Raw genomic sequence first — 12,059 nt, 5'->3', positions numbered from 1 at the left:
CATGCATTAATAACAAGAAATCACTTACGTAATACATCAGGCGATAACTAAACAATAAGGAAACAACTGACACTTATTTAAGCTACCGAATACTTGCGTCCTCAGCCTTGAAGCGTTGCGGCCCCGAACAGACTGACACTGAGCAACGTCCCGGCCTGAACATGCAAACGTACCGGCGCCGTGCCACCCGGCATCACCACCGCAACCTCCCCCGCCTCGACCCACCCCGCGCGCCATGCTGCACAGGCCACCGCGCTGGCACTGGTCCCGGAGGATGCCGTGGGGCCTTCGCCGCGCTCGAATACCCGGGCGATCACCCGATTGGCAGAATCGCGCGCGGCCCACTGCAGGTTGATCCCGGCAGCACAAGGCCGGCCATCACCTGCCGGCGGGGCAAAGGCAATCGCTTTCAAGGGCGCGAACAACCCCGGCTGATGCATTTGCCGATTGTCCGGCAAGGCCGATGCGTGCTCGACCAAGGTCACACAATGGGGGTTGCCGATACGCACAAATTCACTGCGCGCCCATTGCGGGTTGATCGCAGCCAGCGCACTCACATGGGCGGGCTCGTTGCTCGGCAACCCCACGGCCCCCACTGCCTGGGGCCCGAATGCTGGCTGGCCCAACGTCAACCAGAACCCCGCAACCTGCTGGTGGACCGCCGGCTCAACCCACGTCGCCACCGTTGAGGGGGCATCCGGTTTGTCATGGTGCACTCGCAGCTCACAGGCCCCAGTCATCAGCCCCGCGTCCGTCAGGGCCTGGGCAAAAATCGTCAAGCCATTGCCACTGCGCTCGGCCAGGGAGCCATCGGTGTTGATGATCAGCAGGTCATACGGAGGCAATGCCTGAAACGGCCCGACCAGCAAACCATCGCAGCGATAGGCCTTGGCCTGGGCTGGACGCGGCGACGTGCCCCAGCCGCATTCGGACGCTATCGCCGACGCCGCCCACGCCTGGCGAGTGCTGGCGGCCAGGGCGGCGCTATCGGGCACGGCAATGCCCCGGCTGCGTAACAGGGCCGGGCTGGCCACACCGTAGATATTGCCGCGAGCGTCGTAGAACAGGGTCATGGGGTCATCCACCTCGGCATGGGAAAAGCGCCGGGTGATTGTGGGGAATATCGGCCCCGGATACCACCCGCCAAAGTGGCCTGGAAGGTGGTAATCCTCTGCAAGCAGCCTGGGGTTCGCCGCCACTCCCAGGGATTACGCACCATCCAGGCCACCTCAAGCGAGCCCGGTAGCCTCTATGTGGCGCTCACCGGCAAAGTGTTCCATGTTGTAAAAAAAAAGTTCGCACGGGCCACGGGAACCTGGCTCGCTCGATACGGCCTGATGTGCAAGGATGTCGCGCCGGACATCGTTCGCTGAACGCAAAATCAAGGACTTTCATGACTGCCATCCCCACTCCAGCGCCTGTGATTCCAGGACGTCTGGAACAAATGTCGACCCGCATCGCGTTTTTCATTGCCGGCTTTGGCATCGCGGCCTGGGCACCGCTGGTGCCCTACGCCAAGGCCCGTGCCCAACTCAACGAAGGTACGCTGGGCCTGTTGCTGCTGTGCCTGGGGGTGGGGTCCATCATCGCCATGCCGGTAGCGGGCGCGCTCGCGTCACGCTTTGGCTGCCGACGCGTGCTCAGCGCCGGGACCATTCTCCTCTGCGTGGCTTTGCCGATGCTGGCTACCGTCAGCTCGATACCGTTGCTGATGGCGGGGTTGTTTCTGTTTGGTGCCGGCCTTGGCACGGTGGACTCCACCGTCAACCTGCAAGCCGTGATCGTAGAACGGGCCAGTGGCAAGACGATGATGTCGGGTTTCCATGGGCTGTTCAGCCTGGGAGGCATCGTGGGGGCGGCGGGTGTCAGCGCCTTGCTCGGCCTGGGCTTGTCACCGCTGTCGGCGACCCTGGTGGTGATCGTGATTACGCTGGCCGCACTGCTCAAGGCGGCCCCCCATTTGCTGCCCTACGGCAGTGAAAGTTCCGGCCCCGCCTTCGCCATCCCCCACGGCGTGGTGCTGTTTATCGGTTGCCTGTGTTTTATCGTGTTCCTGGCAGAAGGTGCCGTGCTCGACTGGAGCGCCGTGTTCCTCAGTGACGAACGCGGCCTCGACGAGGCCTATGCGGGCCTGGGCTATGCGGCGTTTGCCTTGACCATGACCATCGGGCGCCTGACCGGCGATGCAATTGTTCGTCGCCTGGGGGCCAAACGGGTGATCGTGATCGGTGGCTTGCTGGCCACCGCCGGCATGCTCCTGGCCACGCTGCTCCCGGCGTGGGAAACCGCACTGCTGGGCTATGCGCTGGTTGGCGCCGGCTGTTCGAATATCGTGCCGGTGCTGTACACCGCTGTCGGTAAGCAAACGGTCATGCCGGAGCACATTGCGGTGCCTGCCATCACCACCCTGGGTTATGCGGGCATTCTCGCGGGCCCGGCGCTGATCGGCTTTATCGCCCATGGCAGCAGCTTGAGCGTCGCCTTTGTGTTGATCGCCGTGCTCCTGCTGGGCGTGGCGATCAGCGGGAAAATCCTGCGGGTGTCATGAGTCCGGGGGGCTACTGGCTCTTGTTGTTTTCCAGCCAGCCGTCGAGGTCTTTGCTGCTCAACCACTCCTTCTGGTAGCGACTGCCATAAATGCGTCGCCAGCCTGAATGGATGCGCGCCAGTGAGTTCAATAGCCTGGGACGGTCCACCAGGTTTTTTGACATGTATACCAGCTGTTCGCTGTACATCTTTTTCGGCAGACCCGTGGCGGGGTCCCGGATAACCGTGCCTTGGGTGTCCGTTTCGTCCGGGTCCTTGCTGATTGAGACGAGCCTCTCGATCTGGACGAAGCCGACCTGCTCAAAAAAGTTCATGCGGTCCCGGGACCTGTCCCGAAGTTCATCAAATGCATCCCGGAATGCCTGCACCAGCTCGACATTGGTCTTGGCGTGAAAAGGGTCCGAGCTGAAGGCATTGGGGTCGCTGTTGCCGAACACTGCCTGCACGGCCTTTGACAGGCTTTGCCGCGTGATGACCCCTCGCTCATCGACAATCGCGTCGATCAACCGCGGGCGCTGGACAAGTGCCCTGGCCAGCAGGATGGCGTTGTTGCGTGCGGGTGTGTCGGTCATTTTTTCACTGGCGATTTGCCGCAGCGCCGACAGTTTCAATCCTTCATTTTTCATGAAATCTTTCCAGCACGGAAAAATGCTCACCCAGCGCCGTCACTAGCTGGCTATCGGGCAGTTGGGTATAGGGGTTTACATCGGTTGCGCGCACCAACGGCGTGTTTCTCAGCTCCTGATGATGCAGCGTGATCTCGTCCGGCGTGGCCCAGCGCAGGGGACGCCGGAAACCCGAAGAACGAATCGTACTGGGCAACGGCTGATTATCATCCTGCCAGCCACGGGGTGTGGTTTCGCTTGAAGCAGCATGAGCTTTTTGTTGTGCGTCATCCGGTATCGCATCATGGCGGCTCGTACTACCGGGCCGCAGGAGAGGTACCCCACCGTCAATTGCCATGTTTCATATCCACCTTTTCTAGACACCTACTCAGACCGGCTACCACCCTTGTCACTGCAATAGTGGCGCTCCAAGAAACGCAAAGTATGTGGCCTGGCATCCACAATGGTTCCGGGGCGGCCGATCAATTTCGATGACTGCATGTAAACAACTGGCAGGACCTGGGGCAGCCTCAGTCCGTCTTTCGACACCCCAACGCGACCTATCTGGAAACACCCAGCAAGACCTTCAATGCACTGATCAATCCGGTTGTCGTGCCCGCCATTTCCGGCATCGGGGCAGCAGAGGTATGGGGGGCACAATGGGGAAGCAGGCCTTTGGCGAAATCATCCGCCGCCGGTGCCTTGAATGTGTACTGCCTGGGAAAGAACGTTTCTCGCAGGGCTTCAGCCCCCTCTTCGACAGGCTTGTGCTGAGCCTGGGCACCGAAGCGTCGACCCTGCTCGCCATTGTCACGGGTGGGTGCAAGAAGGGATTGCGGCAGACCGGGAGTTTGAGTTCCAAGTGACGTTGAAGTCATGTCAACACCCTCTCTTTGAGTGAAACCGTCGGCGTCATAAAGGCCGTCGAATACACGTTATGTGGCAAACAGCCCAAAACAGTTCCTGCCGATTGATACGGCACAGGCGCACCGGTAAAAGCCGCGCAGAGCCTGCGACCTTTCCCGCTGTTGGAACACCTGCGCAGTACCGATGGTTGACTAGGACATCAGTTGACGTAGCGTTTGTCGGCTAATCCGGCCGTCGTAGTGATGGCCTGCGATGTTGTCCATTTGTTGCAAGAGGCTCGACCGGCTGACGACTTCTTTCGCCAGGAGGATGAGTTGATCCCTCTGCGGATTGCCTGTCAGAGGACGCTGGGCCAGGGCACGCAGATCAGCGACCTTGATGGTCTGGCTCCAGAACCCGCCCTTCAACTTGTTGAAGTTCTCCAGCATCGCACTGGCCAGTTGCTTGTCATCCTGGAACTTCAACGGATTGCTGGAACGTACAACATCGTTGATGTTCTGCCAGCTGAACCGGTTGTCCTGCACGCCCGTGCGCCCGTCGCGGTCCAGGGCGCCCATGAGCTCCGGCCGCTTCAGGATTTCCCTGGCCAGCCTGATGTTCTGATCCATGCCCGGATTGCCCGTCAACGGTCTTGCCGCCATGTTGCTCAAACTTTGCCGCGTCACGTAGCCCGGGTTTCTCGGGTCCGTGAATGCCTGGAATTTATCCAGCAGCTGTTGGGCCAACTGCTCATGGCTGCGCTTTGAATAGTGCGGATCGGGCTGCTGGGGAAACGGCCTTGGCGGCGGGCCTCCATGGATCGGATGAGGCCTTTGCGGTGGATGCCCATGGCCCGGATGGGGCCTGTGCGGCAGATGCCCGTGACCCGGATGGGACATGTGCGGTGGATGCCCATGGCCCGGCTGAGGCCTGTGCGGCATGTGCCCGCAATGGGGCGGCCTGGCGGGGAAGAAAAACCCTTTCAAGCGGCCGAAAACTCCCCGAGATGAGTCGTTCTGCCATGTGGAAGCCTGGCTGGCCCCCTGGTCGCGGGCCACCGCAGCGGCAGGCGCCAACGGTGGTGCCCCGGCGAACACCGGGCCCGACTTAGCCACAGGCGCGCTGAAACTCGGGCCACTGGAAGGCGACCCGATAACCGGAGCCTTTGCCTCTTTGGCGCTGGCCCCTTGAGGGGCCCCTTGACGTGTGTCGTCAGTGGGTAGATTGACAACTGGCTGATTGAACGCAGGTACCGACATAAATGTTCTCCAGTACGACTTGTTGACACGGTCCACCTCACGCACCCAAGCACCTCGACAACGCAGTTATCACAAGGCACCCGTGCACGGTGGGTTGATGGTGTGTGGCAGGCCTACGGAGTTCGGTTCCTGAAAGCGATGAAAGCCGCATAAAAAAGGTAGGAAATGCAACCCTCACCTCTTCAAGCTGCGCAGAAGAATCGTCAGGTTTATACGCGGCGGTACAAGGAAAAACGCTGAAGTGCGTCAGCAGCCGTCTTGGATCAGCAGGCACATCGCCGCGGCTCGTTCGAGGCGCGGCGACGCAGCCGTCACCTGATCAGAAGCCCACGCTCGCCTGCACAAAGAACGTACGCGGCTCACCCAGGTAAATCCCGGCGTTGTTGTCGCTGGAACGGGTGTAGTGCTGCTGGTCGAACAGGTTTTTTACCCCCACGCCCAGTTTCAGGTTCGACAGTTGGGCGCCAAAGTCATAGCCACTGCGCACGTTGACCGACACATATCCCGGAATATCACCGTACTGGCCGTCAGCGGTCGGCTGGGTGATATAGGTGCTGGTGGTGCCGGGTGCGCGCTGGCCGGACTGAGCGTAGGCGTCCAGGTTGTGGGTCCAGTGATTGACCGCGTATCGCAGCCCCAGGGTCGCCACCTGGCGCGAATACAACGGCAGATCTCGGCCCTTGAACGCCACATCGCCCTCGGCAGTCGCCCTGGTGTAGGTGAAGCCGGCGTTGGCGCTCAAGCCCTCCAGGCGTGGGTCGAGATTGGACAGATCGTAGTGGGCCGAGGTTTCGATACCCGTGTGTTTGGTGGCGCCGAGGTTGGTCCAACCCACGTCATTGCTGACGTACTGCAGCTCATCGGAGAAGTCGATATAGAACAGCGTGACTTCGCCACCCCAGACCTCATCGTTGTAGCGGGTGCCGACCTCGTAGGTCTTGGCCTTTTCCGGTTGCAGGCCATTGGCTGTCTGGTCGCCGTTACCGCCCTGGCCCAATTGGAAATACTGCAGGCTGCCGAAGGACGTTTCGTAGTTGGCAAACAGTTTCCAGGCATCGGAGACGTGGTACATCACGCTCAGGGCCGGCAGCGGTTCGTTGTTCTTGATCTCGCGGTGCTTCTCCTGGGTACGCGTGCCGTTCAAGCCCACTACCGGGCGGTCGTGCCATTCGGTGCGGATGCTTTCAAAGCGGATACCTGGGGTGATCGTCCATTTGCCGACGTCGATTTTGTCATCAATGTAGAACGCGTTGGCCTCGGTGCCACCGGTACGGTCCTGATAAACGTGGCCGTCATTTTGACCGACCGGGGTGGGGACGTTGTTGACCAGTCTCAGAGTGCTGGCCTGCTCGTGCATGCCTTCTTTCAGGTAGCGGTAGCCGACGCTGACTTCCTGGCTGGTCGGGCCCAGGTCAAACACATGGGACACCCGTGGCTCGATGCCAAAGGTGTAGTAGGTGCGAGGAAACGAACCGAGGGTCTGCTGGTCACGGCTGGCGATGTTGCTGCCACGAAAGCTGTCGGAGTAGTACGTCAGCACTTCCGCCTGGGTACGGTCGTCAACCTGGCGGATGTACTTGAACGACACATCCTTGCGCCGGCCGCTGAAGTTGTCCCAGTCGCGCACCGACTGATAAGGATTGGCGTCGAACTGCTGCTGGGTCAGGCCTCCCGGCATATCGGCCCGGGCGTCGTAGTAATGGAAGTTGAGTGTGAAGTCATCCTGGTCGGTCGGAGCCCAGTGGGTCTTGAGGATCACATCGTCGATGTCGTTACCGTTGTTGCTGTCGCGATAACCGTTGCCATTGACCCCGGAATACAAGAGCGCCATGCCGATGCCGTTGTCTGCGGTCCCCCCGATAAAGGCATTGTCGACATGTTTCCAGCCGCCATGGGAAGAGGTTTGCAGGGTGGTGCCGACTTCGCCGGAAAAGGTCTCGGGGATCGCGCGGGTCACGAAGTTGATCACACCGCCAACGTTCTGCGGTCCATAACGCACGGAACCGGCGCCGCGTACTACATCGATGCTCTCCAGGTTGCCGGCGGAAATCGGCGCCATCGACAACTGCGGCTGGCCGTAGGGGGCGAACGCCGCGGGAATCCCGTCAATCAGCACGGTGGAACGCGGCGACAGGCGGGACGTCAGGCCGCGTACGCCGACGTTGAGGGAAATATCGCTGCCGCCGGTGCCGTTGGCTTCCTGCACCTGCACCCCGGGAACCCGGCGCAGCACGTCGCCGACGTTCATCGCGCCCTGCTCCACCATAGCTTCGCGGCGGATTACGGTACGCGCGCCGGGATGGTTCTGCACCACTTCGGCATTGGCGTCGCCCAGCCAATCACCCACGACCTTGATCGCGGTGGCGCCCAGTTCCAGGGGTGAACCGGCTTCACCGGTGCCCGTGGAGGCTGGATGCAACGTCACCGAGCCCGAATCGATCTGATAGTCCAGGCCACTGCCTTGCAGCAGCTGGCGCAGGGCCTGTTCCGGCGACAGGTTGCCGTCGACGGCCTGGGCGTGTTTGCCGGCCACCATCTGCGGGCTGAAAAACACTTGCAGCGACGTTTGCTGGCCCAATTGGCTCAGCGCCGCGCCCAGGGGCTGGGCCTTGATATGAATGGCCTCGTCGGCGTAGGCCACAGGCATGGCGGCAGTGACTGCCAAGGCCAGGGCAAGGGGGGCCCAACGGGAGGTTTTATTGTTGTTCGCAGCGAGTGTTTTCACGTCGTACCTAGTCCAGTGATGCCAAGAGAGCGCGTCGGTTAATGCAAACCAGTTGCAGTTGGACAAGAAGACGAAGAACTCGAAAAAAACCTGAACCTAGCGTGAAATTATTTCCTGGCTACCGTCAGGCAACGTGCGCAGGGCCACCGGCAGGATGTGCGGCAACGCCTTGAGCAAGGCATCGGTGTCGTTGGACTTGAACACGCTGGTCAGGCGCAACTCGCTGGCCGCAGTGCTGACCCGCAAGGGTTTTTCGCGGTAGCGCGAGACTTCCCGCGCCACCTCTGCCAGGCTGGCGTCGTTGAACACCAGCTTGCCGGTCTGCCAAGCCAGCAGGGCCTGGGCGTTGACCGGGTGGGCCGCCGCGACCGCGCCCTGGTTGTCGATCGATGTACCCAGGCCCGCCGTCAGTGTGACCACCGGCTGCGCGGCATGCCCTTGCACCTTGACCGTTCCGGCCTCGACCACCACGCGGGTCTGGTCATCGTCGCGGCGCACATCAAACCGGGTACCGGTGACCGTCACCTGCCCTGCCCCAGCCTGCACCACGAACGGTCGGCTGCTGTCGTGCTCGACGCTGAACAGCGCTTCGCCTTGCTTGAGCTCAATCCCACGCTGGCCCTTTTCGTAGTGCACCGCCACCACGCTGCGGCTATTGAGGTTCATCAGCGAGCCGTCGGGCAACGCCACCTGGCGACGCTCACCCAACACCGTGCTGAACTGCGCGTCGTACACTGCCGGATGGTCCAGGCCGCTGAACAACCCCAGGCCCACGGACACCGCCAGCACACTCGCTGCCATGGCACAGCGCACCAGCGCACGGCGCTTGCGCGGTACAGGCGTCTCGACCAGAGCCTGCAAACGGTGCCTGGGCAGCAGGTCGGCGACGCTCCACAGCCCTTGCAGCACCTCGAATTCATACTGGTGCGCAGGATGCTCCCCACGCCAGGCGTCAAAAAGATGCTGGTCCTCAACGCTCAAGGGTGGGTCCTGCAAACGCACGAACCACTGCGCCGCCTCGTCACGCACCGTTGCGCTGCCACAGGCACACTCACGGGTATCCATCATGGAAGATCCTGTTTCAAAGCGGGCATTGGTCATGGGGCCAGCGCGTCCAGGCGGTCACGCAGATGCCGCAGGGTGCGGATCATATACTTTTCCACCATGTTTTTAGAAAGCCCCAGGCGCTCGGCGATTTCCTGCTGGGTCAGGCCCTCGATCTTTTGCCAGATGAAAATCTTGCGGCAATTGAGGGGCAATTCAGCCAGGGCCCGCTCGATGGAGTCCGCCAACTGCACGGCGTGCATGAAATGCTCCGGGTCGCCACTGTGCGACGCACTCGGTTCAAAGGCCTGCAACGCCACCGCGTCGTGCCGGTCCGCACGGCGATAGGCATCCACCGCAATATTGCGCGCCGTCTGGTGCAGATACGCGCGCGGCTGCTCGACCAGCGCCGACTTGGACTCCAAGACCCGCACAAACGTGTCATGGGCCAGATCCTCGGCCTGTTGGCGATTGCGCAGGCGACGCGTCCAGGTCCCGACCAACTCTTCGTAGTACGCGAAAAAGCCTGGTCTGCGGGGCGGCTGGGGAGTCATCGGGGGTGCACTGGATAGGCGGGGCGTGAATAGTAATGCTTCCTATTAAGCAGAGCAATTGCTTGCCGTCGCATCCACTGGCCTTGCTGCACGAGTTCACTAGCCCCAGACTCCCAACACAGGAAGCTCTATGGCAATCCAATAGCTGTCTTCGGGACATTGAACACAGAGTTGAATTTCACGTCCACGGTCCATCACAAAAGGAGTACGGCATGCCAGATCTAGATAAACAGGAATACTTCGGGGGAATGTCACGCATACAACTTGAACTGATGGCCAGCTATGTCGAACCATTTATCAATGCCATAACGCTGATCGAACGCAACGACAAAAATACCCCCCCAGGCCGGCATTATGGAACAGGTTCATTCTTCTCTCTGAAAGGTCGGCATTACGTTCTTACATGCGAACATGTCGCCAAGGGCCGTCGTCTTGGCAGATTGGCACTCACCAAGTTCGGAGCATCAAATGCCCAGAAACTTGTTGGCGATTTTGGTGCCGCCCCCCTAAAAATTGATGCTGCTGCGCTCGCTCTGCATCCTGATAGTTGGACCAGCCCTCCCCATCAAGCAAAAGCTGCACCCTTGAAATTGTTCGATACGTCTCATCACCCCGTGGACGAAGAGGTGCTCTACATCTACGGATTCTCTGGATCCGACGCCATCGTTTCCTTCGGTAGCCACCTAAAACGAGGGGTAGGGTTATTCACTCATGAATGTGAATTCAACGAAGCCATCAAAGAGGAGGAAAGTGAGGCCGACCCGCAGTACCACTTCTGCGTGGACTTCAACCCGGAAAAGTCGGTACTCATCGATGGAGATCAGTCACCACTTTCCGCTCCAGATGGGATGAGCGGTTCTCTGGTATGGAACACCAGATTTGTTGAGGTCACACAACAGGGCGGAGATTGGCAACCTGAAGACGCACGAATTACCGGAATGGTCTGGGGCCACTCATCAAAAGTCTGTGCGTTGATCGCCACGCGTATCGAACATATTCGATACGCGCTATCGCTATAGGGCTTTCACCTCCCGACCAGCGGTAGGTGTCTGCCATAAGGGGGTCCCGCTCACACCAACCGCTTAATCTGCTTATGCCGCCACACCAACCGGTAATACGCGGTCTGCAAACCAAGCATCACCAAATAGGTCACCGGGAACGCCATCCACACCCCTTCCAGACCGAAGCGTGCATTGAGCAGATACGCCACCGGCAGCTCCACGCCCAACACACAGAAGATCGAGATCGCCACCGGCATCAGGACCACGCCGCTGGCGCGCATGATCCCGCCTATCACCGCCTGGAAGCCAAACACCAGAATGCTCCAGAGCATGATGTGCAGCAGGTGTTCGGCCTGGACCCGCGCCTGGTCATCGGTGATGAACAGGCCCAGGAGCCAGTGGGACAAGGCGTAGCCGAGCAGGATCAGGCCACCGGTCAGGCACAGGTTGATCGCAAGCCCGGTGCGCAGGATCGGCCCGATGCGTTCCAGGCGCCCGGCGCCGATGGCCTGGGCGCCGAGGATCGAGGCGGTGATGGCAATCGACAGCGCCGGAAATTGCACGTAGTTGACGATCTGCGTGACCGCGCCATACGCCGCTGTGGCCTGGGAGCCGTGGCCGTTGACCAGTGCCAGGATCACCAGCTCCGACAACGACAGCACCACCATCTGCAAGCCCGTGGGCAGGCCGATGCGCAGGACCTTGCCGAGGATCGCCCGGTCCAGGCGCAAGGCCGCCAGCAATAGGCGGTCCGGCGCCATCACGTGGTTTTTGTGGCGCAGGCGCAGCACCAGAAACAACATGGCCACGGCATTCGCCGCCAGGCCGGCATAGGCCGCGCTCTGGATCCCCATGGGCGGCAGCCCGAGCCAGCCGCGGATCAGGGCCGGGGTCAGCAACAGGCCAACCACCGTCGAAACGATCAGCGCCAGCAGCGGTGACACCGTATCGCTCACGCCCCGCAGCAGCTGGGTGTAGAGAATGAACACCAGCAACAACGGCATGATCAGCATCATCACCTGGGCATAGCCGACCGCGTCGTCCAGTACATCCAACGGCGTGCCCAAAGCTTGCATCGCCGGACGCGCGAACAGGCTGCCGAGCACAGCAGCGATCAGCCCGATCAACGCGCCCAGGGTCAGGGTCGCGCCGGTGATGACCTTGACCAACGCCGTTTCGCCCGCGCCCCAGGCCTGGCCGATCAGCACCGAAGCGCCCGCCCCGAGGCCGATCACCAGGGCGATAAAAAAGAACACGATGGGAAACATCCCCGACACCGCCGCCAGCGCCTGGGTGCCGAGCATCTGCCCAACATAGATACCGTTGAGGGTGCCGGAAAAACTCTGCAGGAAGTTGGACAGCACCATCGGCGCAAGGAAGAACAGGTAGACCTGCCACAGCGGGCGTTGCAAAGGGTTCTGCATGAAAAGCGGGGCCTCGGATTTACACAGCGACCGAGGGTTTATAGCGTATTGGAT

Annotated in this window: 11 protein-coding genes; 2 read left to right on the top strand and 9 right to left on the bottom strand. The window is 60.9% G+C overall.

Annotated features, from left to right (window positions below):
• Window positions 1-101: 101 nt before the first annotated feature.
• Window positions 102-1,073, bottom strand: a complete 972-nt coding sequence (locus HKK57_RS19765) for a diaminopimelate epimerase (protein WP_169390609.1) — start codon at window positions 1,071-1,073, stop codon at window positions 102-104.
• Window positions 1,074-1,393: 320 nt separating this feature from the next.
• On the opposite strand from HKK57_RS19765, the gene HKK57_RS19760 reads away from it, so the two are divergent.
• Complete coding sequence (locus tag HKK57_RS19760; protein WP_029296682.1) at window positions 1,394-2,548, top strand: MFS transporter; 1,155 nt, start codon at window positions 1,394-1,396, stop codon at window positions 2,546-2,548.
• Window positions 2,549-2,558: 10 nt separating this feature from the next.
• On the opposite strand, the gene HKK57_RS19755 is transcribed toward HKK57_RS19760, so the two are convergent.
• From HKK57_RS19755 to HKK57_RS19725, 7 genes are all read right to left on the bottom strand, one after another.
• The gene (locus HKK57_RS19755; protein WP_235861132.1) at window positions 2,559-3,203 is read right to left on the bottom strand and encodes a type III secretion effector protein; all 645 of its coding nucleotides are present in this window, start codon (window positions 3,201-3,203) and stop codon (window positions 2,559-2,561) included.
• A complete protein-coding gene (locus tag HKK57_RS19750; RefSeq protein WP_169390608.1) occupies window positions 3,163-3,510 on the bottom strand; it encodes a hypothetical protein in 348 nt (115 codons plus the stop codon). The genes HKK57_RS19755 and HKK57_RS19750 overlap by 41 nt, the downstream gene beginning before the upstream one ends.
• 202 nt (window positions 3,511-3,712) lie before the next feature.
• The gene (locus HKK57_RS27065) at window positions 3,713-4,030 is read right to left on the bottom strand and encodes a hypothetical protein (protein WP_224791148.1); all 318 of its coding nucleotides are present in this window, start codon (window positions 4,028-4,030) and stop codon (window positions 3,713-3,715) included.
• 180 nt (window positions 4,031-4,210) lie between these two features.
• A complete protein-coding gene (locus HKK57_RS19740) occupies window positions 4,211-4,744 on the bottom strand; it encodes a hypothetical protein (RefSeq protein ID WP_237150372.1) in 534 nt (177 codons plus the stop codon).
• Between the two features lie 832 nt (window positions 4,745-5,576).
• A complete protein-coding gene (locus tag HKK57_RS19735) occupies window positions 5,577-7,982 on the bottom strand; it encodes a TonB-dependent siderophore receptor (RefSeq protein ID WP_169390607.1) in 2,406 nt (801 codons plus the stop codon).
• A 96-nt stretch (window positions 7,983-8,078) separates the two neighbouring features.
• Window positions 8,079-9,047: a FecR family protein gene (locus HKK57_RS19730; RefSeq protein ID WP_169391220.1), complete on the bottom strand. Its 969-nt coding sequence runs from the start codon at window positions 9,045-9,047 to the stop codon at window positions 8,079-8,081.
• A 32-nt stretch (window positions 9,048-9,079) separates the two neighbouring features.
• Complete coding sequence (locus tag HKK57_RS19725) at window positions 9,080-9,580, bottom strand: sigma-70 family RNA polymerase sigma factor (RefSeq protein WP_029296689.1); 501 nt, start codon at window positions 9,578-9,580, stop codon at window positions 9,080-9,082.
• Between the two features lie 212 nt (window positions 9,581-9,792).
• Here HKK57_RS19725 and HKK57_RS19720 point away from each other — a divergent pair, with 212 nt between their 5' ends.
• Window positions 9,793-10,599, top strand: a complete 807-nt coding sequence (locus HKK57_RS19720) for a trypsin-like peptidase domain-containing protein (RefSeq protein WP_169390606.1) — start codon at window positions 9,793-9,795, stop codon at window positions 10,597-10,599.
• 50 nt (window positions 10,600-10,649) lie between these two features.
• On the opposite strand, the gene HKK57_RS19715 is transcribed toward HKK57_RS19720, so the two are convergent.
• On the bottom strand, window positions 10,650-12,005 hold the full coding sequence (locus HKK57_RS19715; protein ID WP_029296693.1) for an MATE family efflux transporter: 1,356 nt from the start codon (window positions 12,003-12,005) through the stop codon (window positions 10,650-10,652).
• Window positions 12,006-12,059 lie beyond the last annotated feature (54 nt).

Source organism: Pseudomonas sp. ADAK21 (assembly GCF_012935735.1).
Taxonomy (GTDB): Bacteria; Pseudomonadota; Gammaproteobacteria; order Pseudomonadales; family Pseudomonadaceae; genus Aquipseudomonas; species Aquipseudomonas proteolytica.
Note: the sequence above shows the minus strand (reverse complement) of the source record. Positions and strands in the feature narration are given on the sequence as shown.